This window comes from Ramlibacter paludis, assembly GCF_022012305.1.
GTDB classification, from domain to species: Bacteria; Pseudomonadota; Gammaproteobacteria; order Burkholderiales; family Burkholderiaceae_C; genus Ramlibacter; species Ramlibacter paludis.
In genome coordinates this window covers 351,921-377,270 of record NZ_JAKLTM010000004.1, presented here as the reverse complement: position 1 = coordinate 377,270, position 25,350 = coordinate 351,921, and the positions used below count along the sequence as shown (strand labels likewise).

Here is a 25,350-nt window from a genome sequence, read left to right as displayed (position 1 = left end):
CGGGAGCCGCACCATGCACTTCGATCCCACGCTCCCGCCGCAGCTCCTGCACCGGCTCGCGCCCCAGGCGGCTGAAGGCCTGCCGCGCCGCACCTTCCTCAAGCTGGCCGGCGCCGCCGCCGGCACCGGCTTCGCGCTCGGCGCCTTTCCGCTCGCCGCCGGCGCGCAGCAGGACGGCCCCGCCGCCCTGAAGCCACACCAGCAACCGTCCGCCTTCGTGCGCATCGCGCCGGACGGCATCGTCACCGTCACCGTGAACCGCCTCGAATTCGGGCAGGGCGTGCTGACCGGCCTGCCGCTGATCCTCGCCGAGGAGCTCGATGCGGACTGGTCCAGGGTGCGCAGCGTGCATGGCGACGCGAATCCGGCCTATGCGGATCCGGCCTTCGGCATGCACCTGACCGGCGGCTCGAACTCGATCAAGAACTCGTACACGCAGTACCGCGAGCTCGGCGCCCGCACGCGCGCGATGCTGCTCGCGGCCGCCGCCGACCAGTGGAAGGTCGATGCGTCCGCCTTGCGTACCGAGAACGGCTTCGTCGTCGGCCCGGGCGGTCGCAAGCTGGCCTACGGCGAGCTCGCCGGGGCGGCGATGAAGCAGCCGGTGCCGCAAGCCGTCACGCTGAAGGACCCGAAGCAGTTCCGCCTGATCGGCAAGCCGACCGGCCGGCTCGACGCGCGCGCCAAGTCCAGCGGCCAGCAGGCCTTCGGCATCGACGTGCGCGTGCCGGGCATGCTGACCGCGGTGGTCGCGCGGCCGCCGGTGTTCGGCGCGAAGCTGCGCGCGGTGGACGACAGCGCGGCGAAGCAGGTGCGCGGCGTGCGCGCCGTCGTGCGGATTCCCGCCGACCGCGGCGGCGAAGCCGTAGCCGTGGTCGCCGACGGCTACTGGCCCGCCAAGCAAGGGCGCGACGCGCTCAAGCTCGATTGGGACACTTCCGGCGTCGCCAAGGCCGACAGCGAACAGCTGCTGGCGCAGTACCGCGAACTCGCGCGCAAGCCGGGCGCGAAGAAATTCGATGCGGACATGGGCCCGCTGGCTTCGGCGCCGCACAAGATCAGCGCCGAATTCACTTTCCCCTACCTGGCGCACGCGCCGATGGAGCCGCTGAATTGCACGGTGGCCTTCGACGGCAGCCGCGCCGAGCTGTGGATGGGAACGCAGATGCCCGGGCTGGACGCGCTGGCAGCGTCGCGCACGCTGGGCGTGCCGCCGACCGCGATCAAGGTCAACACGCAGATGGCCGGCGGCGGCTTCGGCCGGCGCGCCATTCCCAGCAGCGACTACGTCGTCGAGGCCTGCAATGTCGCCAAGGCGGCACGCGGCGCCGGTGTCGACGCCCCGGTGCGCACGCTGTGGAGCCGCGAGGACGACGTCAAGGGCGGCTACTACCGGCCCATGCATGTGCACCGCGCGGAGATCGCCCACGACGCGCAGGGCAACATCCTGGCCTGGGACCACGTGATCGTCGGCCAGTCGATCCTGAAGGGCTCGCCCTTCGAGGCCTTCATGGTCAAGGACGGCATCGACGCGACGATGGTCGAAGGCATGAAGGAGCCGTACGCGCTTCCCATGCGCCTGAGCGTGCACCACCCGGAGGTCAACGTGCCGGTGCTCTGGTGGCGCAGCGTGGGTTCGACCCACACGGCCTACGTGATGGAGACGCTGCTCGACGAAGTGGCGCGCGCGACGCAGCAGGATCCGGTGGCCTACCGGCTGCGGCTGATGGGCGGCAAGCATCCGCGCCACCAGGCGGCGCTGCAGCTCGCGGTGGACCGCAGCGGCTACGGCAAGCGGCAACTGCCGGCGGGCCGGGCCTGGGGCGTGGCCGTGCACGAGTCCTTCGAGTCGGTGGTGGCGTACGTCGTGGAAGCGTCGGTCGAGAACGGCACGCCGAAGCTGCATGCGGTGACGGCCGGCGTGCATTGCAACCTCGCGGTGAATCCGCTGTCGGTCGAAGCGCAGGTGCAGGGCGCCGCGCTGATGGGCCTGGGCATGTGCCTGCCGGGCGCTGCGATCACGCTGAAGGACGGCGTGGTGCAGCAGTCGAACTTCGGCGACTACACGGTGGCGCGCATCACCGACATGCCGAAGATCGCGGTGCACATCGTGCCGAGCGCGGAGCCGCCCACGGGGATGGGTGAGCCGGGCTTGCCGGCGCTGGCGCCGGCGTTCGCGAATGCGATCGCGCGGATCACGGGCAAGACGCCGCGCGCGTTGCCTTTCGTGTCGGTCTAGTTCGTGCTTTTGTCATCCCGGGCTTGACCCGGGATCCATCTCCCGCGGCCGTTCAAGCAGCCGGCGATGGATTGCGGGGCTAGCCCGCAATGACAAGGTCTAGGGAGCGAGCCGCTCCCGGATCCAAGCTCCGTCCCGCAGCGAATACCGCAGCCGGTCATGCAGCCGGCTCTTGCGTCCCTGCCAGAACTGCCAGTTGTCCGGCACCAGCCGGTAGCCGCCCCAGTGCGGCGGCCGCGGCGGGTTCAGCAGGAACTGCGCGCCGTACTTCGCCGCGTTCGCCACCAGCACCGAGCGGCCGGAGATGACCTGGCTTTGCGGGCTGGCCCAGGCGCCGATGCGCGAGTCGAGCGGGCGGCTGGCGAAGTAGGCGTCGCTTTCGTCGGCGCCTACCTTCTCCACCCGGCCCTCGATGCGCACCACGCGCTCGAGTTCGACCCAGTGGAACTGCAGTGCCGCGTAAGGGTTGCCGGCCAGCTCCTGGCCCTTGCGGCTTTCGTAGTTGGTGTACCAGACGATGCCGCGTGCGTCGTAGCCCTTGACCAGCACCACGCGCGTGCTGGGACGCAGGTCGCTGCCGACGGTGGCCAGTGTCATCGCGTTCGGTTCCGGCACCTGCGCGGCGATCGCCTCGGTGAGCCACTGGTCGAACTGCTTCAAGGGATCGGCATGCGAGGCGTCCTCGCCCAGTTCGGCGCGCTCGTAGCTTTTGCGCAGGTCGGCGACCTGGGAGGAAGTGCTGCTGCTCATGCCGCGAATTCTAAGTGTCGCAATCTGCGACGAAGTGTGAGGCGCAAGGGTTAACCCGATGAACTTTCCTCCGCGTAAAGCTAGGCTCCGATGAGCTTAAGGAGGCAGGAAGATGAGCGTCAGTTTCAATCTCAATGGCAAGCAAGTGGCGGCCCAGGCCGAGCCCGACACGCCGCTCTTGTGGGTGATCCGCGATGAACTGGGCCTCACCGGCACCAAGTTCGGCTGCGGCGCGGCGCTGTGCGGCGCCTGCACGGTGCATCTCGATGGCCAGGCCATCCGATCCTGCCAGACGCCGGTTTCCGCGGTGGCCGGCAAGAAGGTTGCCACGGTCGAAAGCCTGTCGCGCAACAACACGCATCCGCTGCAGGTGGCCTGGATCAAGCACGACGTGCCGCAGTGCGGCTACTGCCAGTCCGGCCAGTTGATGAGTGCCGCGGCGCTGCTGGCGAAGAACAGGAATCCGAGCGACGCCGACATCGACGCCGCCATGAGCGGCAACCTGTGCCGCTGCGGCACCTATGGCCGCGTGCGCGCCGCCATCAAGGACGCCGCCTCCACGCTGCGCAAGGCCTGAGGAGAAGCACACCATGGACCCCATCGCTGACACCTCCCGCCGCGGCTTCCTCAAGACCACGGCCCTCGCTTCCGGCGGCCTGCTCCTGGGCGTGTCGATTCCCGGCCTGCGCGACGCGCATGCCGCGGGCACGCTCTACACGCCCAACGCCTGGGTGCACATCGCCGACGACAACACCATCACCCTGATCTCCGCCCGCTCGGAGATGGGGCAGGGCGTCTACACCTCGATGCCGATGCTGATCGCCGAGGAACTGGGCGTCGACCTGGACAAGATCCGCGTCGCCATCGCGCCGCCCGATGCCAAGGCCTACGGTAACGCCTTGCTGGGCGGCCCCCAGCTCACCGGCGGTTCGACCTCGGTGCGCGACGGCTGGGACAAGCTGCGCATAGGCGGCGCCCAGGTGCGCGAAATGCTGATCACCGCGGCGGCCGCGCGCTGGGACGTCGACCGCGACCAGGTGAAGGCCGGCAACGGCATCATCACCGGCCCGCGCGGCCTGAAGGCCACCTTCGGCGAACTCGCGGCCAGCGCCGCCAACATGCCGGTGCCGGAAAAGCCGCCGCTGAAGGACCCGAGCGCCTTCCGCATCGTGGGCAAGCGCACGCGCCGGCTCGACACGCCGTCCAAGGTGAACGGCACCGCGCAGTTCGGCATCGACGTCAAGGTGCCGGGCATGGCTTACGCGGCGCTGGAACAGGCGCCGGTGATCGGCGGCACGGTCAAGAGCTTCGACGCGGCCAAGGCGAAATCGATGCCGGGCGTGATCGACGTGGTGCAGATCCCCGACGGCGTCGCCGTGGTGGCCGACAGCTGGTGGCGCGCCAACAAGGCCCGCAAGGAGCTGCAGATCCAGTGGGACGACGGCCCCAACGCGAAGCTCAATGACAAGGCGATGCTGGAAGGCATACGCGCGGCCTCGGGCACCGGCAAGCCGCTGGTGATCAAGACGCAGGGCGACCCGGACGCCGTCATCGCCGGCTCGCAACGCGTCGTCAAGCGTGAATACGTGAGCCAGCTGCTGTCGCATTCGCCGCTCGAGCCGATGAACTTCACGGCCTCGTGGAAGGACGGCAAGGTGATGCTGATCGGTCCGACCCAGTGGCAGGACGGCGCGCAGGGCGCGGTGGCCAAGGCACTGGGCGTGCAGCCGCAGGACGTCTCGGTGCAGACCACCTTCCTGGGCGGCGGCTTCGGCCGGCGCATCGACCTCGACTTCATCGTGCAGGCCGCGCAGATCTCCAAGGCGGTGAACCGGCCGGTGAAGCTGGTGTGGTCGCGCGAGGACGACATGACGCACGACTTCTACCGGCCGCAGGCGCTGCACCAGCTGGCGGCGGCGCTCGGCCCGGACGGCAAGCCCACGGCCATGACCTTCCGCATGACGTCGCAGTCGATCACCGGGCGCGTGTTCGGCCTGCCGGCGGAAGTGCAGGACCCGCTGATGACCGAAGCCGCGCTGGCGCCCTATGCGATCCCCGCCTTCCGCCACGACGTGGTCAAGCACGACGCCGGCCTGCGCGTGGGCTACTGGCGCTCGGTCAGCCACCTGCTCAATGCCTTTGCCAACGAGAGCTTCATCGACGAACTGGCGAAGGAAGCGGGGCAGGACCCTTATGCCTACCGCATGGCGCTGGTCGCCAGCCAGCCGCGCTTCGCCAACGTGCTGAAGATCGCCGCCGACAAGGCGGGCTGGGGCACGCCGCTGCCGGCCGGCCGCGCGCGCGGCATCGCGCTGATGGAAGGCTACGACACCTACATGGCGCAGGTGGCGGAGGTCAGCCTGAACGCCGACGGTTCCGTGAAGGTGCACAAGGTGACGGTGGCGGCCGACCTCGGGCGCATGGTGAACCCGGACACGGTGGAAGCGCAGATCCAGTCCAGCGTGGTGTTCGGCATGGGGCCGGCGCTGATGCAGGAGATCACCCTGGACAATGGCCGCGTGCAGCAGACCAACTTCCACAACTTCCCGCTGGTGCGCATGAACGAGGCGCCGGTGATCGACATCACGCTCGTGAACAGCACCGAGAAGCCGGGCGGCATCGGCGAGCCGGCGACGGCCGTCGTGGTGCCGGCCATCGCCAACGCGGTGGCGGCGCTCACCGGCAAGCGGGTGCGCAAGCTGCCGATCACGGCGGAGGCGATCCGTTCTGCCTGAGGCGTCGTCGCCCGTGGTGCTGGTGCTCGCCTCGGGACGGGGCGAGCGCTTCAACGCTTCGGGCGGGCGGGGTTCCAAGCTGCGGGCCTTGCTGGCCGGAAGGCCGGTGCTGGAACACACGCTGGCGGCGGTGCGCGCGAGCGGGCTGCCCTATCACGTGGAAGATGCGGGTCACCCCGGCATGGGCGAGTCGATCGCCGCGGCGGTGCGGGCCACGCGCGATGCGCCGGGATGGCTGGTGTTGCCGGGCGACCTGCCCCTCGTCCAGGCGCGTTCACTGCGCGCGGTGGCCGAAGCGCTGGCGACGCACGACGTGGTGATGCCCTTCCATGAAGGCGCGCGCGGGCATCCGGTGGGCTTCTCCGCCCGGCACGGCGCGGCCTTGCAGGCGCTGCAGGGCGCCGAGGGCGCGGCGGCGATCGTGAAGCAAGGCCAGGTCTTGCGCCTGGACCTGGACGACGCAGGCATCGTCACCGACATCGACACGGTGGCCGACCTGGCGCGCGCTGAAAGGATGCTCGCCGGCGCCTGAGCGTTCACAGCGTGGTCAGCGGGCTCCAGTCGCTCGCCCGCACGGAATCCAGCACCGGCGTCGCATCGCGTGCCGCCTTGACGCAAGTGCAGACCGGCTCGACCAGGTCGGGCCAGCCGATCAGGATGGCGCCGCGCAGCACGCCGTTGCGCAGCACCAGCTTGCGATAGCGGTGCTCGCTGATGTCTTCTTCCACCAGGGCTTCGTCGCCCTCGGCCGGATCGTATTGGCCGACCGAAACGAGGTCCGCGCCGACGACCTTCAGCATCGTCGAGAGCACCGGTTCCCGGTAGGCGCGGCTCTCGCCGAGGGCGTTGCAGGCCGCCACCTCGGCCTGTTCCACCGCGACCGGCCAGAGCCCGGGGATGCGGCCGTCGAACTCCGCCACGTCGCCCGCGGCAAAGATCGCCGGGTCGCTGGTGCGCATGCCGCCGTCGACGACCACGCCGCGCCGGGTGGCCAGGCCGGCCGCCTGGGCCAGCGCGATGTTGGGGACGATGCCGGCGGCCACCACGAAGATGTCGGCGGGCACCGTGTTGTCGCCCGACAGGCGGACCATGCGGCGCTGCGATTCGTCGCGCGTGAGCGAGTCGAGCTGGGTGGCGACCAGGATGTCCAGGCCCACGCTGCGCAGGTAGCGCTGCAGGACCTGTCCCCCTTGCCGATCGAGCTGCCGGTGGAGCAGCCAGGCATTGCGTTCCACCACCGACACGTGCAGCCCGAGCTTGTGCAGCGCGTAGGCGGCCTCCAGCCCCAGCAGGCCGCCGCCGGCGACGACCGCGGTACGGGCGTTGGTGTGCTGCGCATAGTGGCGGATCTGCATCGCATCGTTGGCGCTGCGCAGGACGAAGCAGCCGTCGGCGCTCCATTGCGCCATCGGCGGCACGAAGCTGCTGCTGCCGGTCGCGAGGATCAGGCGGTCGTAGGGCAGGCTGCCGCCGTCCGCCAGTTCCACGGCGCGGGCTTCGCGGTCTATGCCGCGGGCGGTCGTATTGAGCAGCACGTCGATGTTGCGTTCGGCGTACCAGCCATCGGGCATGAGGTGCAGGCCCTGCATGGCGGAGCGGCCGTACACCAGGCGCGTGATGCCCATGCGGTTGTACAGGTGGTGGTTTTCCTCGGCCACCAGGCGGATGCTGCATTCCGGATGGCGGCGCCGCAGGTGGTCCGCAGCCGTGACGCCGGCGATGCCGTTGCCGATGATCACGACCTCGCGGATCGAGCGGTCGAAGGCGGCCACCGCCGGCGCGAGCGACACCGGCGCCTTCTCCGGCGTGAGGGTGATGGTGGCGCTGCCCGACTGCAGGCGCGCCGAGCAGGCCATCCGCGTGTTGGGTGCGAAGCCCAGGCGGGCCAGCGTGTTCTGCTCGTCATGGCCGATCGGCGAGAGGTGCTGCGCGCCCGAGCACACCGCGATCGGATCGGCGCCGCACACGCCCATGCGGCAGCCGGCTTCGATCTTGCCTCCGCAGCCTTCGATCAGCTCCAGCAGGGTCTGGCCGGCCTGGGCGGGCACGCGTTTCTGTTCCGGTGCGATCACCAGCTCCACGTCGGCCTGCCGTTCCGCGGCCCGCAGGGCGGCCGCCGCTCCCGCGCCAAGGCGCACCGGCTGGCCGGCGCTGCGCTGCGCCATCTGCTCGCGGAAGACGTTTTCGGTGGCGAAGCTGCGGGCGACCCAGGCGAGCGCCAACGCGCCGAGCGCGGCGCGCGCGCCCCACACGGCCGCCGCCGGCACGTCCCAGCCCGCGATCCGGCCGGCGCTGTGCAGCCAGGTGTCGGCCGCGAACCAGTAGTAGCAGCAGAAGGCCACGGCGCCGAAGGCGATCGGCAGCCGGTTGTTGTGCACCTTCAGGAAGGTGTCGAGCACGTGGAACAGGGCCAGGCTGAGCGCGCAGTACAGGCCGATCAGGGCATACACCGCCGCCGGCGGGCTGCCCGTGGGCACGGTGAACCAGGCGAGGATGAAGCCGGGCAGCAGGGCGGCAAACAGCTTGCGGTAGGCGACGTAGTGGGGATCGGCGTCGTACTGGTCGCTCAGGTAGGCCGCGCGCGGGTTGAAGTCGTAGCAGTTCTTGGTGCAGCCGAGGCAGGGGCGGCAGTGGGCGTTGGCGACCGCCTTGAACGGGGTCTGGCCGTACAGGCGCTGCACCGGCAGCATCGGACAGATGCTGCTGCACCAGCCGCTCTTGCCCTTGAACACCAGCCCGCCAAGCAGGGCGCCGCCCAGGCCGAACAGGATCAGCAGCCCCGTGGCGCTGCCGCTCTCGTCCAGCAGCCACTTGCGGCTGGACACCAGGACCAGGAACAGCGCGATCCCGGCGACATAGCTGTACTCCCGCATCACGGGCGTCTGTTCGCGCCCGCGTGCGAATCCCAGCAGCCGTGGTGCCTGGTTCAAGGCCGCCATCGGGCAGACGTTGCGCCACACGCCGGGGGCCAGCAGGAACACCAGCGGAAGCAACGGGACGATCAGCTGCCAGAACAGCGGCAGGCCGAGCGCGGGCCGCAGGATCAGCAGGGCGGCCAGGCCCAGGGCCGACAACACGCTGAACACGCGCAGCACTTTCCAGGCCGCGATCGGCAGGCCGGTGGGCAGTTCGAGGTAGTTGGGGAAGGGAACGGGCGCGGCCATCTTCACTTCCCCTGCAAGGCGAACTGGGTCATCTCGCGCAGCCGCAGCGACAGGATGCGGCCGAGGTCGAACAGCGCGAGGCGGGTCAGGTCCGGGAAGCGGGCGGACAGCACCTCGAACGCGTCGGGCGTGACGCCGAACAGCGAGCCTTCGCTGAGCGCGCGCACGGTGGCCGAGCGCGGCTGGCCGTCGAAGAAGGCCTGCTCGCCGAAGATCGACATCGGCTCCACGAAGTAGACGTGGCGCTCGCTGCCATTGCGCTGCGGCGCGACGACCTCGAGCCGGCCGCTGGCGACGATGTAGAACTCGCGCGAGGTCTCACCGTGGCTGACGATCACCTCGCCTTGCTCGAAGGCACGCCGCCGCGCCACCGACAGGAAGCGCGTCCAGCCCTCCTGCGCAAGGTTCGCCAGGAACAGCGGCGCGGCCTTTTGCGCATCCTGCTGCCGGCCGGTGCCGTAGTCGAAGAATTCGGCGGGGTCCATGCGGCGCTCCGTCTCCGGTCGAGGAGCCGACAACATGTCCCAGTGCGCCCCGGAAGTCAAGCACCGGGGGGGGTGCAGGAATCAACCTCTTACGATCACCGCACAGGCCAGCCGCGGGCCGGTGTTTCCCATCGGCTGCGCCTTGTGGTCGTCGGGGTCGCGGTGCACGACCAGGCCGCGGCCGACGACGTCCGCTGCGCCCGGCCCCACGCTGATCCCCGTCGATTCGAAACTGAAGCGCGCCACGCCGCTCGCATCGGCCCGCAGCGGCTGCAGGTCGCCGGCGTGGCGCGCGGCCGCGTCGTGGCGTCCGTGCGGCTGCGCCTTCGGGTTGAAGTGGCCACCGGCGCTCATGCCGTCGCCGCTGGAGCAGTCGCCTTTCTCGTGGATGTGGAAGCCGTGTTCGGCATTGGCCTTCAATCCCTGGATCTCGCCCGACACCAGCACGCGGCCGTCGCTCTGCTGGGCAAACCGCACGCTGCCCGCGGTCTTGTTGCCGGTGGTGGACGACAGCGTTGCCGTGGCCACCGGGCCGCCGGGCAGCGTGGTGCACGCGGCCAGCGAGGCCGTGGCTGCCGCGGCCAGCAGCCGGGAAATGCGCTTCATCGGAGTCTCCTCGTACAGGAGGCCGACTGTAATGCCCCGGAGTGCCTCAGGCGTCGCCCGGCTGGATCAGCTTGAGCAGCTTCTCCAGGTTGCGGTCGTGGATGTCGTGCCGGCGCAGCTCTTCCAGCGTGCGGTGCGCGTAGTCGAGCGTCGTGCCGTAGATGCCTTGCGCCTGCGCGAAGATGGCGCGGTACTCCTCGGGGCTGAGCTCGCCCGTGTGGCTGGGGCTCTGGCGCGACAGCGTGAAGGCCAGCGCGCGCACCGGTCCCTGCGGCGTGTGCGCCATGAGCCAGCGCGGGTCGTAGACGGCCGTCTTCATCTCCCGCGACCACAGCCGCGCCAGGGTCGGGGCCCCGTGCTCGCGCGCGATGCGGAACACCACGCCGCGGCAGCAGCCGCCGGTGAGCAGCCCGAACACCAGGCCCGGCCGCTCCGGCGTGCCGCGGTTGATGCGGCTCCACATCTTGAGCGCGCGATGCCAGCCGTGCACGCGCGCCGGGCGCTGCTCGGCGAAGTCGAACTCGGGCCGCCAGATGAGCGAGCCGTAGCCGAAGATCCACAGGTCCTCGGCGCCGCCCCATTCGGCCATGGCGTGCTCCAGCATGGCCTGCGGGTCGCGCTGCGGCTTCAACACCTCCGTCATGAAGCAGGACTGTAGGGCCTTTTGGTAACCGGTTCGTAACCCCAAGGGCCTTGGACGGGGGGTACGATGGAGACGAAACAAAGTTACCGGATTTCCATGAGCCTTCATCCCGTGCTGGCGGCGGTCACCCAGCGGATTCGCGAACGCAGCCAACCCACCCGCTCCGCCTACCTTGCCCGTATCGATGCCGCCGCGGCCCGCGACCGCGGCGCCGACCGCATGGGCTGCGCCAACGTGGCGCATGCCTTTGCCGGCATCCCCTCCAACGACAAGCTCAGGATCGTCGCCGAGCGCGCGCCCAACATCGGCATCGTCAACGCCTACAACGACATGCTGTCGGCGCACGCGCCCTACGCCAGCTATCCGGACATCATCAAGGACGAAGCGCGCCGGCACGGCGCCACCGCGCAGGTGGCGGGCGGCGTGCCGGCCATGTGCGACGGCGTGACGCAGGGCACGCCCGGCATGGAGCTGAGCCTGTTCTCGCGCGACACCATCGCGCTTTCCACCGCGGTCAGCCTGAGCCACGACGTCTTCGACGCCGCGCTGCTGCTGGGCATCTGCGACAAGATCGTGCCGGGCCTCCTGATCGGCGCGCTGCATTTCGGCCACCTGCCGACCGTGTTCGTGCCCGGCGGGCCCATGCCCAGCGGCCTGTCGAACAGCGCGAAGGCGAAGGTGCGCGAGCAGGCGGCGCAGGGCCTGGTGGGCCGCGAGGAATTGCTGGAAGCGGAATCGCAGGCGTATCACACGCAAGGCACCTGCACCTTCTACGGCACCGCCAACAGCAACCAGATGCTGATGGAGGCGATGGGGCTGCACGTGCCGGGCAGTGCCTTCATCCAGCCGCAGGACGGCCTGCGCGAGCAGCTCACGCGCGAGGCCGTGCGCAGCGTGCTCGGCATTGTCAAGGCACGGCGCTTCGCGCCCATCGGCCGCATCGTCGACGAGCGCTGCATCGTCAACGCCATGGCGGCGCTGCTGGCCACCGGCGGCAGCACCAACCACCTGATCCACTGGGTGGCCGTGGCGCGTTCGGCGGGCCTGGTGATCGACTGGGACGACTTCGACAAGCTGTCCGACGTAGTGCCGCTGCTGGCGCGCGTCTATCCCAACGGCACGGCCGACGTGAACCAGTTCCAGGATGCGGGCGGGCCCGGCTACGTGATCCGCGAACTGCTCGACGCGGGCCTGATGCACGAGGACGTGCTGACGGTGCGTGAAGGCGGGCTGCGCGAGTACACGCGGATTCCGGCCAAGCAGGATGGAAAGCTCTCCTGGGCGGACACGGGCACTTCCGGCGACGACACCATCCTCCGGCCCGCCAGCGCTCCTTTCAGCCAGACCGGCGGCCTCAAGCTCCTGACCGGCAACCTGGGGCGCAGCGTGATCAAGGTGTCGGCCGTGCCGGCAGACCGGCACGTCATCGAGGCGCCGGCGCGCATCTTCGACAGCCAGGACGCGCTGCACGCCGCCTTCAAGGCGGGCGAGCTGGAGCGCGACGTGGTCTGCGTGGTGCGCTGGCAGGGCCCGCGCGCCAACGGCATGCCGGAGCTGCACAAGCTGACGCCGCCGCTGGCCGTGCTGCAAGGCAAGGGCTTCAAGGTGGCGCTGGTGACCGACGGCCGCATGAGCGGCGCCTCGGGCAAGGTGCCGGCCGCGATCCACGTGTCACCCGAGGCCGCATCGGGCGGGCCGCTCGCCAAGCTGCGCGACGGCGACATCGTGCGGGTCGACGGCGTGAAGGGCACGCTGCAGGCGCTGGTCGACGCGCAGGAGTGGGCCGCGCGCGAAACCCTCAAGATGCCCGCGGCGCAGGCCGATGCGAACGGGCATGGCATAGGCCGCGAGCTCTTTGCCGGCATGCGCCACAATGCGCTCGCCGCGGAAGAAGGAGCCTGCACATGGCTGTAGACACGGATGGAAAGTGGTCGGCCGGTGGCAAGCCCTCGGCCCTGGAAGTGATGCAGGACGCGCCGGTGATCCCGGTGATCGTCCTGAACGATGTCGCCCATGCGGTGCCGCTGGCGCGCGCACTGGTTGCGGGCGGTATCCGCATGCTGGAGGTCACGCTGCGCACGCCGGTGGCGCTGGCCTGCATCGAGCGGATCGCCAAGGAAGTGCCGGAAGCCGTGGTCGGCGCGGGCACCGTGCGCAGCGCCGCCGATGCGCAGGCCGCGGCGATGGCGGGCGCTCGCTTTGCCGTCAGCCCCGGCTACACCCATGCCATCGGCAAGGCGTGCCACGACCTCGGACTGGCGTTGCTGCCCGGCGTCGCCACCGGCAGCGAGATCCTCGCGGCGCAGGAAGACGGCTATGCGGCGCTCAAGTTCTTCCCCGCCATGCAGGCGGGCGGCCCGGCGATGCTCAAGGCCTGGCACGGCCCGTTCAACGACGTGAAGTTCTGTCCCACCGGCGGCGTGACGCCGGCCAACGCGGGCGAGTTCCTGGCGCTCCTCAACGTGGAATGCGTGGGCGGTTCGTGGCTGACGCCGGGCGATGCGGTGGTGAAGGGCGACTGGGCGCGCATCACCCAGCTGGCCGGGGAAGCCGCGCGCCTGCCGCGCGCATGAGGGCGGCGTTCCTCGCGTTGGCCCTGGCCTCCGCCTTGCTGGGTGGCGGGGCGCAGGCGCAGGCCGACACCGCCGTCCAGCCGGTGCGCGACCTCGCTTACGGCGACGACCCGCTGCAGCGCATCGACGCCTATGTTCCCCTGCATCCCACCGGCCCGGTGCTGGTGATGGTGCATGGCGGCGCCTGGGCCATCGGCGACAAGGCCTCGGCGGCGATGATCCGCCCGAAGGTCGCTTACTGGACGGCCCGCGGCTACGTGGTCGTCTCCGTCAACTACCGGCTGCTGCCGGCGGCCGATCCGCTGGTGCAGGCCCAGGACGTCGCCCGCGCGCTGGCGCTGGTGCAGCAGAAGGCCGCGTCCTGGGGCGCGGACGGCCAGCGCGTCGTGCTGATGGGGCATTCCTCCGGCGGGCACCTGGTCGCGCTGCTGCACGCGGCACCGCAGCTTGCGCAAGCGCAAGGCGCGAAGCCCTGGCGCGCCACCATCAACCTGGACGGAGCGGCGCTCGACGTGCCGGCGCTGATGCGCGCGCGCCATGCGCCCTTGTACGACCGCGCCTTCGGCCGCGACCGGACCTTCTGGGAAAGCGTGTCGCCCGTGCACGCGCTGCAAGGCAAGATGGTCGCCTCGCCCATGTTGCTGGTGTGCTCCAGCCTGCGGTCGCATTCCTGCGCGCAGGCGCAGGCCTTCGCGGACAAGGCCGGGCCGCGCGTGGCCGTCCTGCCCAAGGCCATGAGCCACATGGCCATCGACCATGAGCTCGGGCTGCCCGGGGCTTACTCGGACGTCGTCGCGCGCTGGATCAGCTCGATCTTGTAGCCGTCCGGATCCGTCACGAAGGCGATCACGGTGCTGCCGCCCTTGACCGGGCCGGGCTCGCGCGTGATGTTGCCGCCGGCCGCGCGGATCCTGTCGCAGGCCGCGTAGGCGTCCGGCACGCCCAGCGCGATGTGGCCGTAGGCGTTACCAAGGTCGTACGAACTCACGCCGTGGTTGTAGGTAAGCTCCAGCTCCGCGTGCTCGGGATTGCTGCCGTAGCCGACGAAGGCCAGCGAGTACTTCTGCTCCGGCCGCTCCGTCGTGCGCAGCAGCTTCATGCCCAGCACCTGGGTGTAGAAATCGATGGAGCGCTGCAGGTCGCCGACGCGCAGCATGGTGTGGAGGAGTCTCATGGCGCCGATTATGGCGACCCGCGCGCGCAGCCGCATGAGTCGAATTCGGCCTACGCCGGGCTGGCGCCGCCGCGTCCATAGTTCGGGCTCCATGATTCGCACGCTCCTGGCCGCCCTGGCGCTGGCCGCGCTCTGGCTGCTGGCGCCGGCGGCGTTGGCCCAGGCCGACAAGACCGAACCCGCCTTCGACCTCGTCGTGCGCGCGCCCGACGCGCTGCGCACGCTGCTGGAAAAGCACCTCGAACTGCGCCGCTACCAGCAGGTGAGCGACCTCGACGACGCCGAGCTGGCGCGGCTGGTGGTGCTGGCCGACAAGGACGCCCGCGAGCTGCTGGCGACGCAGGGCTACTTCTCGCCCGAGGTGCGCATCACGCGCGAGCCCGGGCCGCCGCGGCCCAAGCTGGTGGTGGCGGTGGAGCCCGGCGAGACGACCAAGGTCGCCGCCGTCGACATCGCCTTCGAAGGCGACATTGCCACCAGCCCCGACGAGGACGCCGTCAAGCAGCGCGAGGGCATCCGCAAGGACTGGGAGCTGCCGGTGGGCCGCAACTTCACGCAGGCGGGCTGGGACGCCGCCAAGTCGGGGGCCACCCGCCGCCTGCTGGCGCGCCGCTATCCGGCCGGCCGCATCAGCTACAGCCTGGCCGACGTCGACGCCTCCAGCCGGCAGGCGAAGCTGGGCCTGCGCCTGGAGTCGGGGCCGGTGTTCCACCTGGGCGAGCTGAAAGTGACCGGGATCGAACGGTACGACCCGGTGCTGGTGCCGCGCATCGCCCGCCTGCCCGTGGGCGCGGTCTACGACCAGGAGAAGCTGGTGCAGGCGCAGCTGCGGCTGGCCGGCAGCGGTTACTTCGATTCGGCCTTCCTGTTCGTCGACCCGGCCGCGGACCCGGCGGCGGCGCCGGTGCAGGTCACCTTGCGCGAGGCGCCCTTGCAGAAGGCCGTGGTCGGCCTGGGCTTCACCACCGACGGCGGTCCGCGCGCGTCGCTGGAGCACACCCACAACCGGCTGCCGGGCATCGGCTGGCGCGCGATCACCAAGCTGAAGGCGGAAACGCGCAACCCTTACGCGCAGACGGAGTGGACCGCCATTCCCGATCCGGACGGCTGGCGCTGGTCGACGCTGGCGCGCTTCGAGCGGCTGGACGACGATCGCCTCGTCACCTACAGCCAGCGCCTGCGCGGCGGCCGCTTCAAGACCGGCGAGAACATCGAGCGCAACGTCTACCTGCAGTACGAGCACTCCACCGTCGACAACCCGAACAACGTGGTGCTGACGCCGCAGGATACCGGCTCCGGTTCCGCGCTGAGCGCCAACTACATCTGGACCGGGCGCTACTTCGACAACGTCACCCTGCCCACCAGCGGGTATGCCGTCGGCTTCGAGTTGGGCGGCGGCATCACGCTGGCCGGCGACCACAAGCTGTTCCAGCGCACGCTGGTGCGCGGGCTGTGGCTGCGACCGCTGAAGGTCGGCCGCATCCAGCTGCGCGGCGAGATGGGCACGGTGATCGCGCAGCACGACGCGCAGATCCCCGCCACCCAGTTGTTCCGCACGGGCGGCGACACCACGGTGAGGGGCTACAAGTACCTGGACATCGGCGTGCCGCTCCCCGATGGCGTGGTGGGCCCGGGCCGGGTGCTGGCGGTGGGCAGCATCGAGTGGCAGCGGCCGATCTCCTGGAAAGGCAGCCCCACCGCCTTCGAGCACACGCTCTTCGTGGATAGCGGCGCCGTGGCCGACAAGTGGAACGACCTGCGCGCGAGCACCGGCGTCGGCACCGGCGTGAAGTGGCGCAGCCCGGTCGGCCCGATCGACGCCGCGCTGGCGTATGGCCTGCGGCCGCAAAAGCTCCGGCTGCACATCACCGCGGGGTTCGTGTTTTGATCACGCGACATGCCCGGCGCGTGCTGGCCTGGACCTGGCGCGGCCTGCTGGGGGTGCTGCTGCTGCTGGTCGTCAGCGTGGCCGGCCTCTGGTGGTGGGCCGGGCAGGAAGGCTCGCTGGAATGGACGCTGCGCCGCGTGGCCGCGGGCCGGCCGTTGACCAGCGAAGGCGTGCGCGGCTCGCTGCGCGCGGGCTGGCACATCGACCGCATCGTCTGGGAGCAGGACGGCCTGCGGCTCGAAGCGCAGGACATCTCGCTCGAGTGGCAGCCGCTGGCGCTGCTGGGCCGCACCTTGCGCCTGGACCAGGTGCGGGTGGGCAGCGCGCGCGTGACCGACACGCGGGCGGTCAGCAACGAACCCTTGAAGCCGCCGACGGCGCTGGTGCTGCCCTGGCGCGTGACCGTCGACGAGGTGGTCGTCGCGAAACTGGCGTATGTGGGACGGACAAAGGTCGAGGCTTCCGCACTGGCCGGCCGCTACGCCTTCGATGGCATCCAGCACGACCTCGATCTGAAGTCGCTGCAGTTCGCTGGCGGCAACTACCAGGGCAAGGGCACGCTGCAGGCGCGCGGCGCGATGGAGCTCGATGCGAAGCTGGGCGGCACGTATGCGGCGGCCGTGCCGGGCGCGAAGGCGCCGGTGCCGCTGCAGTTCGACGCGCAGCTGAAAGGCCCGCTGGCGCAGCTCGATGCGAACGCGCAGCTGCGGGTGGCGCGCGCGGGCAGCGCGACCGCCGACCTGCCGAGTGCGACCGCCACGGCGCGCATCACCGCCTTCGATCCCATGCCGGTGCCGCAGGGCGCGGCGGATTTCCGGCGCGTGGACCTGGCGCAGTTCTGGCCGGCCGCGCCGCGCACGCTGCTGTCCGGCCATGTGGAGGTCGCCCCGCTCGCTGCCGGCGCGTGGAAGCTGCAAGCCGACGTCCGCAACGGCCTGGCCGGGCCCTGGGATGCGCAGCGCCTGCCGGTCGAAAGTGCCAAGGCCGAGGGCGAATGGCGCGGCGGCACCGCGCTGGTGAAGCAGCTGCGCGCGCAGCTGGCCGGCGGCAGCGTGGCCGGCGAGGGTGCGTGGGAAGGCGATGGCTGGCGCTTCGAAGGCCGGGTCGACGACGTCGATCCCGCGGGCCTGCACACGAGCCTGGCCTCGCTGCCGCTCACCGGTCCGCTGAAACTGGCCGGCCGCGGCTCGGAGGTCGACTTCGATGTCGCCCTGCAGGCGCAAGGCGCGGTGCGCGCGCGCAAGGGCAGCGGCGACCTGCAGCAGGCCCTGGCCGCGCTGGAGTTGCGCGAAGTCGTGGCCAAGGGGCGCTACAGCGGCGAGGCGCTGACGTTGAAGCCCTTGCGCGTGCGCACCAGCGACGCATTGCTGGAGGGCGACCTGGTGCTGCAGCTCGCCAGCCTGGGCGGCGAGGGCAAGCTGCAACTGCGCGCCCCGGGCTTGCAGGCGCAGGCGGGCGGCACGCTGGCCGAGACGCGCGGCAACGGCAGCATCACCCTGGCCGCCAACGACCTCGCGACCGCGCAGCAGTGGCTGCGCCGCTTCCCCATGCTGCGCGAAGCGCTGGCGCACGGCGCGGTGCGTGGCCGTGCGGATGGCAGCCTGGGTTGGCAAGGCGGCTGGCGCGATCCCGCCGTGCAGGCGCGCGTGCAGGCCAAGGGCGTCGAATGGCAGCCGGTGGCAACGGCCGCGGTGCAGGCGCCGCCGCCCTGGGTCGTGCGCGATGGCGACGTGCGCGTCGATGGCCGCCTGCGCGATGCTGCGCTCGATGTGCGCCTGCAGCTCGAACGTGGCCAGCGCAAGGTGGGCCTCGCCGCGGCCGGTCGCGTCGGCGGCGCGCTGGGCACGGCCGGCAGCTGGCACGGGCAGGTCGCGACGCTGGCCTTGCAGGTGCAGGATCCCGGCATCACGCCCGGGCCGTGGCAGTTGCAGCTGCGGCGCGCGGTCGACTGGCGCGCCGGCAACGGCAACTTCGAACTGGCCGCGGGCGAGGCGGTGCTGCGCGCGCCCAACGTGCAAGGTGCGGCACCGGCGGGCGAAGCACTGCTCACATGGGGACCGGTGCGGCGCCAGCAGGGGCAGCTCACGTCCACCGGCAAGCTGGCCGGCCTGCCGCTTTCCTGGATCGAGCTGGTGGGCGGCCCGCAGCTGGCCGGCTCCGCGCTGGCGGGCGACCTCGTGTTCGATGCGCAATGGAATGCGCAGATCGGCGCCAACGTGCGGGTCGACGCATCGCTGGCGCGCGTGCGGGGTGACGTGACCGTGCTGGCCGAAACCGCCGACGGCGCGCAGGCGCGGGTGGCCGCCGGCGTGCGCGACGCGCGGCTCACGCTTTCCAGCCAGGGTGAGCAGCTCACGCTGGACCTGCTGTGGGACAGCGAGCGCGCCGGTCATGCGCAGGGACGGATCCGCACGCGTCTCACGCCGGTGGAAGGCGGCTGGGAATGGGCCGAACAGGCGCCGCTGGCGGGCAACGTGAAGGCGCAGCTGCCGCGCATCGGCGTGTGGTCGCTGCTGGCGCCGCCGGGCTGGCGCTTGCGCGGCTCGCTGCTGGCCGACGTCACGCTGGCGGGCACGCGCGCGCAGCCGCAACTCTCCGGCACCGTGCAGGCGGACGACCTGGCGCTGCGTTCCGTGGTCGACGGCATCGAGCTGCGCAACGGCCGCCTGCGCGCGCAACTTGTGGGCCAGAAGCTGGTGGTGAGCGAGTTCACCCTGCATGGCGCCGCCGAGGGCGGCAGCGACGGCGGCAGCCTCACCGCGCGCGGCGAAGGCGAGTGGACGCCGGAAGGTCCGCTGCTGCAGGGGGAAGCGCAGCTCGTGCAACTGCGCGCCAGCATCCGCAGCGACCGGCAGCTGGTGGTGTCCGGACCCGTGAGCGCGCAGATGGGGAAGGGCGGCACGGTCGTCACGGGCAAGCTCACGGTGGACCGCGCCCGCATCACGATCCCCGACGAATCACCGCCGCGTCTCGGCGATGACGTGGTGGTGCGCGAAGCGCGCGGCGTGGCGGAGACGCGGGACGAGCGCAAGCTGCGTCCCGCGCCCACGGAAGCGGGGCGCACGGTCACGCTGACGCTGGGGCTCGATCTCGGCCAGGACTTCCGCGTCAGCGGGCGCGGTGTCGACACGCGCCTGGCGGGCACGCTGGAAGTGAAAGGGCGGTCGCTCGGCTTGCCGCAGATCACCGGGCTGATCCGCACGGTCGGTGGCACCTACGAGGCTTACGGCCAGCGCATGAACATCGAGCGTGGCGAGCTGCGCTTCACCGGCCCAGCGGACAACCCGGCGCTGGACGTGCTGGCGATCCGTCCCAACCTGACGCAGCGCGTCGGCGTGCTGGTGAGCGGGCGCGCGCAGGCGCCGCACGTGGAGCTGTATTCCGAAGGCGGCTTGTCGGAAGCGGAGACGCTGTCGTGGCTGGTGCTGGGCCGCTCGTCTTCGGGCGATGGCGCCGAAGCGGCGCTGCTGCAGCGGGCCGCTGCCGCCTTGCTGGCCAGCCGCGGCGGCACCGGCAAGGGCATCGCGGGCCGCTTCGGACTGGACGACCTGTCGGTGGGATCGTCCGGCGGCAGCGCGATCGTCAAGGTGGGCAAGCGCTTTGCCGACAACTTCTATGCGGCCTACGAGCGCAGCCTGTCGGGTGCGGTGGGCACGCTGTACATCTTCTACGACGTCTCGCGCCGCCTCACCGTGCGGGCCGAAGCGGGGGAGCGGATGGGGATCGACCTGATCTACACGTATTCGTTCGACCGGATCGGCGGCGGGAAGAAGTGATTCCCGCCTGCGCGGGATGACGACTACTTCGGCAGTTCGAACACGAGGCAGGTCGTCGTGGCATGCGCATACAGCGTGCCGTCCGGCCCCACCAGGCGTGCTTCCGCCGTCGCCAGCTGCCGGCCGCAGTGCAGCACCTTGCCTTCGGCGCGCACGCGCTGCACGTTGCGCCCGATCGCCTTGACCAGGTTCACGCCCAGTTCCGCGGTGGTGTAGCCGCGCCCCGGCGGCATCATGGTGTGCACGGCGCAGCCCAGCGCGGAATCGAGCAGCGTCGCATACCAGCCCCCATGGATGCCGCCCATGGGATTGAGGTGGTCCGGCCCGGGCTGGCCCTGGAACACCGCGCGTCCCGCATCGACTTCCAGCAGCTGGAAGGAGAGTGTCCGCGCGATCGGCGGGTAGGGCAGCTCGCCGCGCAGCATGGCCTGCAGCGTCTCCAGCCCGCTGCGGCAGGCCACCTGTTCGGGCCGCGCGACGCCGCAACCGGCGCCCGCTTCCAGCCGCGACTGGATCTCCTGTTCCTGGGCCAGCCAGGCTTCGAGCTGGTTCATCTGGGTCATCGCGTTCTTCTCCATGGACAGTTGCATCTGCAATAGTTGCAGCTACACTAATCGGCATGGACACCGCTGTCAAGCCGCATGGCTGCACCAACCTCAAGCTGCGCCAGCTGATGCGCCGGGTGGCGCAGCACTACGACGCCGAGGTCGGCAAGACCGGCTTGCGCGGCACCCAGTACTCGTTGCTCTCCTACGTCGCGAAGCTGGGGCCGATCCGGCCGGTGGACCTCGCGGGCGTGATGAAAGTCGACGCTTCGACGCTCACGCGCAATCTGCGACTGCTGATCACGGCCGGCTATGTGACACTCGACGCGGGACCCGATGCGCGCAGCCGGCTGGTGAACTGCACCCAGGCCGGGCGCGACAAGCGGCAGGAGGCGCAGCGGCGCTGGCGCGTCGCGCAGGAGGCGCTCAACGAGCGGCTCGGTGCGCAGCGCGTGGTGGCGCTGCATGCATTGCTGGACGAATGCCAGGACTTGCTGGCCGACGTCCCCGAAGGAGAGACGGATGAATGACGCGTCCGGCCAGCGCAAGCTGGCCTACTGGCTGGTGCTGCTGGCCGCCGGCGGCACCTTTGCGCTCAGCATGGGCTCGCGCCAGAGCATGGGCCTCTTCCTGCCTTCGCTGAACACCAGCACCGGGCTCGGCCTCGGCGCGATCAGCCTCGCCTTCGCCTTCGGCCAGCTGTGGTGGGGGCTCACGCAACCGATCGCCGGCGCCATTGCGGATCGCTGGGGGCCGGGCCGTGTCCTCGTCGCCGGTGCGCTGCTGGCGGCCTTCGGCACCTTCATCACGCCCTATATGACGACGACGCTGGGCCTGATCCTGGCGATCGGCGTGATCGCCGCCGGCGGCTCCGGCCTGGCCGGCCCCGCGGTGCTGGTGGCGGCGACGATGCGCATGATCCCGGCCGAGAAGCGCGGGGTCGCCACCGGCATCGTCAATGCCGCAGGCTCCTTCGGCCAGTTCGCGGTGGCGCCGCTTGCCGCGGCGTGGATCGTCAGCCTGGGCTGGGGCAGCGCGATGCAGGCCGTGGGGCTGATCGTGCTGCTATCGCTGCCGGCGGCGTGGGTGCTGCGCGGCTCCGGTGCGCCGGCCTCGCACGGCGCGACGGCCGCTGACGCGAAGCCGAAAGGCACGAAGGCCGCGGTGGCCGAGGCCTTCCGTGACCGCAACTACCTGTTCCTGCTGGCCGGCTTCTTCGTCTGCGGCTTCCACGTGGCGCTGCTGGCCATCCACCTGCCCGGCATGGTGGCCGCCTGCGGGCTGCCGCCGCAATGGGGCGGCTGGGCGCTGGCGATGCTGGGCCTCTTCAACATCGTCGGCAGCCTCGCGGTCGGTTGGGCGACGCAGCGCTGGCGCATGAAATCGCTGCTGGTCATGCTCTACGCCGCGCGCGCCGTCTTCGTGCTGATGTTCCTGGCCGCGCCGAAGACCGGCCCGATCGTGCTCTTGTTCGCGGCGGTGATGGGCCTGACCTACCTGGCGACGGTGCCGCCGACCGCCGGCCTGGTCGCCAAGTTCTTCGGACCGGCCAACATGGCCACGCTGTTCGGCCTGGTGATGCTCACCCACCAGATCGGCGCCTTCGCCGGCACCTGGCTCGGCGGCAAGGTGTTCGAGTGGACCGGCGCCTACGACTGGGCCTGGTACATCGACATCGTGCTGGCGATCGGCGCCGCGCTGATCCACCTGCCCATCCGCGAGGCGCGCCTCGCGCGCGCGCCGCAGCCTGCGGCCGCCTGACGCGGCTCCTGCCGAGTTGCCGCGCCCCAACGGGGCGCGCCTGTGTCTTTGGGGCTCTTGAAAAGTACGCCGAAAGCGCGCATTTTCTGGCTCAGCGTTGCCCCGCGCCTACACGCCGTGGCGGTCGAAACCGATGCGCAGTGCTGAGGTTGTCGCTCTGGCGCGTCAGTCCGGGTACTACCATACGACTCACATGATAGGTGCAGAGTATTATCATGTCTGCAAATCCCGTTGTTCGCATGGAAGACAAACCGGCCCGCCTCACCATCCTCATCGATGCGGAGAAGAAAAGAGCCTTCGAAGAGCTCTGCGCATCGCAGGACATCACGGCCTCGCAAGTGGTCCGGCAACTGATCCGCGAGTACCTCGTGCAGCACGGCGTGGAATACCAGCCGGCCCTGCGGCCTCGGCCGGAATAGGGAGGCCGCGCGGCCCCGCGGCGGGCGGAAACGGATTACAATCTGATTAACATCAGAAACCGTTCGCCCATGGAGCTCAAGACCGCACGGCTTACCATCCTGATCGACCCCGCGAAGAAACAGGCGTTCGAAGAACTCTGCCGCGCGCAGGACATGACCCCCTCCCAGGTGGTCCGCCGGCTCATCCGCGACTACATGGAGCAGGAAGCGCCCGCTGCGCCTGCCGCCAAGCGGGCTGCGCCGCGCAAGGCCGCGCCGGCCAAGCGCGGTCGTTAAACCGGCACCGTGTAGTTCAGGGTCATCCGGCCGCCGTCGACGACCACGATCTCGCCGGTGACGTAGCTCGCGGCGTCGCTGCAGAGCCAGGCCACCACGTCGGCCACCTCCGAAGGTTCGCCCAGGCGCTTCATCGGCGTGCGCATCATGATGCGCTGCTTGGCCTCCTCGCTGGTCAGCACCGCCTTCGCCGCCAGTTCGGTGGCGATGGTGCCCGGAGCCACCGCGTTCACGCGGATGCCCTTGTCGGCCAGTGACAGCGCCATCACGCGCGTCAGCTGGTTGATGCCGCCCTTGCTCACGTTGTAGCTGGAGATCGTGGGGATGGTGAGCACGGCGTTCACCGAGCTCATGTTCACGATCGCACCGCGCCCGGCCTTGGCCATCTCGCGCGCCACGGCTTGGCCGCACAGGAACGATCCCTTGAGGTTGACGCGCAGCACCGCGTCGAAATCCGATTCGGTGACGTCGAGGAAGTCGGCGGCCTTGAAGATGCCGGCGTTGTTCACGAGCACGTCGATGCGTCCGTGGGTGAGCAGCGTCTTCTGCACCAGCGTGTCGATCTGCGCCTTGTCGCCGACGTCGCAGTGCACGTAGAGGCCCCGCAGTTCCTGCGCCAGCGCCTGGCCGCGGGCGTCGTCGAGGTCGGCCAGCACCACGTGGGCGCCGTCGCGCGCCAGCCGGCGGGCGCACGCTTCGCCTATGCCTTGCGCGGCGCCGGTGACGATGCAGACGCGGCCGCCGAGGCCGAAGGAGACGCTGGAAGAGGGTGCAGGCGCGATCATGCGCGCATGGTACCCGCCCATGCGTCGGCGAAGGCGCGCGCGGACACCGCCACCGCGGCGGCATCCTTGCCCGGGCTGTAGAGCGCGGAGCCGATGCCGAAGCCGTTGGCGCCGGCCGCGCGATAGACCGCCATCGTGACGGGCGTGATGCCGCCCACCGGCAGCAGCAGCACCTCGGGAGGCAGCACGGCGCGCATCGCCTTCACCGCGGCCGGCGGAATCATTTCGGCGGGAAACAGCTTGAGGCCGGAGGCGCCGGCAGCCAGCGCGGCGAAAGCCTCGCTGGGCGTTGCGACACCGGGCAGCGAAGCGATGCGCCGTTCCACGGCGGCCGCGACCACTTCCTCGTCGAAATGCGGCGACACGATCACGCGGCCGCCGGCGTCGTGCACCAGGCGCACTTCGTCGGCGCTGCGCACCGTGCCTGCGCCGATCACGGCATCGGGGAACGCCTTCGCCAGCGCCTCGATGCTGCGCAAGGGCTGCGGCGAATTGAGCGGCACTTCCAGCACGCGGAAGCCGGCCTCGACCAGGGCCGCGCCGATGGCCGGCGCTTCGGCCGGCGTGAGGCCGCGCAGGATGGCCACCAGCGGCAGCGGATCGAGGGCGGCGGGAAGGGTGGTGCTCATGGGGATTCCAGTGTGGAGGCGAGGGCCCGGAGGCCGCGCCAGGTGGCTTCGGAGCCCAGGCTGCGGGTGCCGGTGCCCAGTTCGCCGAGGGCCAGCGTGTAGCGGCGGGTGAGGGCGTCGCTGCCGATCAGCACGACGTGCGGCGGCAGTGCGCCTTGCGCGCGCAGTTCCTCGCCGATCACGAGGCCGGAGAGGTAGCTGGCCTGCGCCGCGGGAGGCAGCCGGTCGAACAGGGCGAGCGTGCGTGCGCTGAAGGCCGCGGCGAGAAGACTGCCTGCGGCTTGTGCATGCCGCACGCCTTGCAGGAATTCCGCTTCCTGCAGCGGGCCGTCTTCCGGCGGCAAGGTCCGCGCGAGGATCGAATGCTGCCGCAGCAGCGCATAGAACTCGCCGGTCATGCAGGTGCGGAAGGATTGCACCGCGCCATCGCGCACCTCGACCCACTTGCTGTGCGTGCCGGGCAGCACGAAGACGCCGTCGTCGAGGTCCAGCAGCGAGAGCGCACCGAAGACCTGCACCTCCTCGCCGCGCATCACATCGGGCACGCCTTCGTGTTCGCAGCGCAGGCCGGGGACCAGCGCGATGCGGCCCGGTGCTATCCAGGCAAGCGCACGCCCGAGTTCGCCGAAACCCGCGGGGCAGGGGCAGTAAGGCGCTTCGCGCCAGCCTTGCTTGCTGCCGGCCATGCCGCTGACGAGGCACAGCGCGTCGGGGGCGCCGAGCCAGTCGCCGCAGGTTTCGTCGAGGACCGCGGGAAAGCCGCCGGGAGGAACGGTGAGGATGCCGCGCTGGGAGGAGCGCTCCTCGAGCACGCGGCCGTCGAGCGCGATGCGCGCGGCACGCAGGGAGGAGGTGCCCCAGTCGACGGCGATGAGGGAGCGGGTCATGGACGCGATCTTCCG

Annotated in this window: 23 protein-coding genes; 13 read left to right on the top strand and 10 right to left on the bottom strand. The window is 70.7% G+C overall.

Going from position 1 to position 25,350, the window contains the following annotated elements:
- Positions 1 to 13 precede the first annotated feature (13 nt).
- Positions 14 to 2,239, top strand: coding sequence for a xanthine dehydrogenase family protein molybdopterin-binding subunit (locus LZ009_RS15480; protein ID WP_275698848.1), 2,226 nt, complete (start codon positions 14 to 16; stop codon positions 2,237 to 2,239).
- A 99-nt stretch (positions 2,240 to 2,338) separates the two neighbouring features.
- Here LZ009_RS15480 and pdxH read toward each other — a convergent pair whose 3' ends face one another.
- Positions 2,339 to 2,989 (bottom strand): pyridoxamine 5'-phosphate oxidase, encoded by a 651-nt coding sequence (pdxH, locus tag LZ009_RS15475; RefSeq protein WP_275698847.1) that lies wholly within the window; start codon positions 2,987 to 2,989, stop codon positions 2,339 to 2,341.
- A 112-nt stretch (positions 2,990 to 3,101) separates the two neighbouring features.
- Here pdxH and LZ009_RS15470 point away from each other — a divergent pair, with 112 nt between their 5' ends.
- Genes LZ009_RS15470 through LZ009_RS15460 form a run of 3 tightly spaced genes read left to right on the top strand, consistent with a single transcriptional unit; the run spans position 3,102 to position 6,256 of the window.
- The gene (locus LZ009_RS15470) at positions 3,102 to 3,566 is read left to right on the top strand and encodes a (2Fe-2S)-binding protein (protein WP_275698846.1); all 465 of its coding nucleotides are present in this window, start codon (positions 3,102 to 3,104) and stop codon (positions 3,564 to 3,566) included.
- A 13-nt stretch (positions 3,567 to 3,579) separates the two neighbouring features.
- A complete protein-coding gene (locus LZ009_RS15465) occupies positions 3,580 to 5,724 on the top strand; it encodes a xanthine dehydrogenase family protein molybdopterin-binding subunit (protein ID WP_275698845.1) in 2,145 nt (714 codons plus the stop codon).
- 13 nt (positions 5,725 to 5,737) lie between these two features.
- Positions 5,738 to 6,256, top strand: coding sequence for a nucleotidyltransferase family protein (locus LZ009_RS15460; RefSeq protein WP_346730750.1), 519 nt, complete (start codon positions 5,738 to 5,740; stop codon positions 6,254 to 6,256).
- A gap of 4 nt (positions 6,257 to 6,260) precedes the next feature.
- Here LZ009_RS15460 and LZ009_RS15455 read toward each other — a convergent pair whose 3' ends face one another.
- From LZ009_RS15455 to LZ009_RS15440, 4 genes are all read right to left on the bottom strand, one after another.
- Positions 6,261 to 8,888: an FAD-dependent oxidoreductase gene (locus LZ009_RS15455; RefSeq protein ID WP_275698844.1), complete on the bottom strand. Its 2,628-nt coding sequence runs from the start codon at positions 8,886 to 8,888 to the stop codon at positions 6,261 to 6,263.
- Between the two features lie 2 nt (positions 8,889 to 8,890).
- On the bottom strand, positions 8,891 to 9,373 hold the full coding sequence (locus LZ009_RS15450; RefSeq protein ID WP_275698843.1) for a Crp/Fnr family transcriptional regulator: 483 nt from the start codon (positions 9,371 to 9,373) through the stop codon (positions 8,891 to 8,893).
- An 81-nt stretch (positions 9,374 to 9,454) separates the two neighbouring features.
- Complete coding sequence (locus LZ009_RS15445; RefSeq protein ID WP_275698842.1) at positions 9,455 to 9,979, bottom strand: superoxide dismutase family protein; 525 nt, start codon at positions 9,977 to 9,979, stop codon at positions 9,455 to 9,457.
- Positions 9,980 to 10,025: 46 nt separating this feature from the next.
- Complete coding sequence (locus tag LZ009_RS15440) at positions 10,026 to 10,622, bottom strand: gamma-glutamylcyclotransferase (protein WP_275698841.1); 597 nt, start codon at positions 10,620 to 10,622, stop codon at positions 10,026 to 10,028.
- A 96-nt stretch (positions 10,623 to 10,718) separates the two neighbouring features.
- Between LZ009_RS15440 and edd the strand changes: the two genes are divergently transcribed.
- The 3 genes from edd to LZ009_RS15425 are packed head-to-tail and all read left to right on the top strand — an operon-like array spanning position 10,719 to position 14,016.
- Positions 10,719 to 12,536: a phosphogluconate dehydratase gene (gene edd, locus LZ009_RS15435; protein WP_275698840.1), complete on the top strand. Its 1,818-nt coding sequence runs from the start codon at positions 10,719 to 10,721 to the stop codon at positions 12,534 to 12,536.
- Entirely contained in the window at positions 12,527 to 13,195 is a 669-nt protein-coding gene (gene eda, locus LZ009_RS15430; protein WP_275698839.1) for a bifunctional 4-hydroxy-2-oxoglutarate aldolase/2-dehydro-3-deoxy-phosphogluconate aldolase, read from the top strand. Before edd ends, eda begins: the two co-directional genes overlap by 10 nt.
- Positions 13,192 to 14,016, top strand: coding sequence for an alpha/beta hydrolase (locus LZ009_RS15425; RefSeq protein WP_275698838.1), 825 nt, complete (start codon positions 13,192 to 13,194; stop codon positions 14,014 to 14,016). The genes eda and LZ009_RS15425 overlap by 4 nt, the downstream gene beginning before the upstream one ends.
- Here LZ009_RS15425 and gloA read toward each other — a convergent pair.
- Positions 13,974 to 14,369, bottom strand: a complete 396-nt coding sequence (gene gloA, locus LZ009_RS15420; protein WP_275698837.1) for a lactoylglutathione lyase — start codon at positions 14,367 to 14,369, stop codon at positions 13,974 to 13,976. The genes LZ009_RS15425 and gloA overlap by 43 nt on opposite strands.
- Before the next feature lie 91 nt (positions 14,370 to 14,460).
- Between gloA and LZ009_RS15415 the strand changes: the two genes are divergently transcribed.
- On the top strand, positions 14,461 to 16,257 hold the full coding sequence (locus LZ009_RS15415; RefSeq protein ID WP_275698836.1) for an autotransporter assembly complex protein TamA: 1,797 nt from the start codon (positions 14,461 to 14,463) through the stop codon (positions 16,255 to 16,257).
- Positions 16,254 to 20,033 (top strand): translocation/assembly module TamB domain-containing protein, encoded by a 3,780-nt coding sequence (locus tag LZ009_RS15410; protein WP_275698835.1) that lies wholly within the window; start codon positions 16,254 to 16,256, stop codon positions 20,031 to 20,033. The genes LZ009_RS15415 and LZ009_RS15410 overlap by 4 nt, the downstream gene beginning before the upstream one ends.
- A 23-nt stretch (positions 20,034 to 20,056) precedes the next feature.
- On the opposite strand, the gene LZ009_RS15405 is transcribed toward LZ009_RS15410, so the two are convergent.
- Positions 20,057 to 20,623: a PaaI family thioesterase gene (locus LZ009_RS15405; RefSeq protein ID WP_430300384.1), complete on the bottom strand. Its 567-nt coding sequence runs from the start codon at positions 20,621 to 20,623 to the stop codon at positions 20,057 to 20,059.
- 29 nt (positions 20,624 to 20,652) lie between these two features.
- Between LZ009_RS15405 and LZ009_RS15400 the strand changes: the two genes are divergently transcribed.
- From LZ009_RS15400 to LZ009_RS15385, 4 genes are all read left to right on the top strand, one after another.
- A complete protein-coding gene (locus LZ009_RS15400; protein WP_275698834.1) occupies positions 20,653 to 21,108 on the top strand; it encodes a MarR family winged helix-turn-helix transcriptional regulator in 456 nt (151 codons plus the stop codon).
- Positions 21,101 to 22,339 (top strand): MFS transporter, encoded by a 1,239-nt coding sequence (locus tag LZ009_RS15395; protein WP_275698833.1) that lies wholly within the window; start codon positions 21,101 to 21,103, stop codon positions 22,337 to 22,339. The genes LZ009_RS15400 and LZ009_RS15395 overlap by 8 nt, the downstream gene beginning before the upstream one ends.
- 239 nt (positions 22,340 to 22,578) lie before the next feature.
- Entirely contained in the window at positions 22,579 to 22,758 is a 180-nt protein-coding gene (locus LZ009_RS15390) for a ribbon-helix-helix protein, CopG family (RefSeq protein WP_275698832.1), read from the top strand.
- Positions 22,759 to 22,827: 69 nt separating this feature from the next.
- Positions 22,828 to 23,034: a ribbon-helix-helix protein, CopG family gene (locus tag LZ009_RS15385; protein WP_275698831.1), complete on the top strand. Its 207-nt coding sequence runs from the start codon at positions 22,828 to 22,830 to the stop codon at positions 23,032 to 23,034.
- Here the strand turns inward: LZ009_RS15385 and LZ009_RS15380 are convergent.
- From LZ009_RS15380 to LZ009_RS15370, 3 genes are read right to left on the bottom strand one after another with little or no spacing between them, the layout of a single operon-like run.
- A complete protein-coding gene (locus LZ009_RS15380) occupies positions 23,031 to 23,819 on the bottom strand; it encodes an SDR family NAD(P)-dependent oxidoreductase (protein ID WP_275698830.1) in 789 nt (262 codons plus the stop codon). The two genes, LZ009_RS15385 and LZ009_RS15380, sit on opposite strands and share 4 nt — an antisense overlap.
- Positions 23,816 to 24,448 (bottom strand): 2-dehydro-3-deoxy-6-phosphogalactonate aldolase, encoded by a 633-nt coding sequence (locus tag LZ009_RS15375; protein ID WP_275698829.1) that lies wholly within the window; start codon positions 24,446 to 24,448, stop codon positions 23,816 to 23,818. The genes LZ009_RS15380 and LZ009_RS15375 overlap by 4 nt, the downstream gene beginning before the upstream one ends.
- Positions 24,445 to 25,335: a 2-dehydro-3-deoxygalactonokinase gene (locus LZ009_RS15370; RefSeq protein WP_275698828.1), complete on the bottom strand. Its 891-nt coding sequence runs from the start codon at positions 25,333 to 25,335 to the stop codon at positions 24,445 to 24,447. The genes LZ009_RS15375 and LZ009_RS15370 overlap by 4 nt, the downstream gene beginning before the upstream one ends.
- Positions 25,336 to 25,350 lie beyond the last annotated feature (15 nt).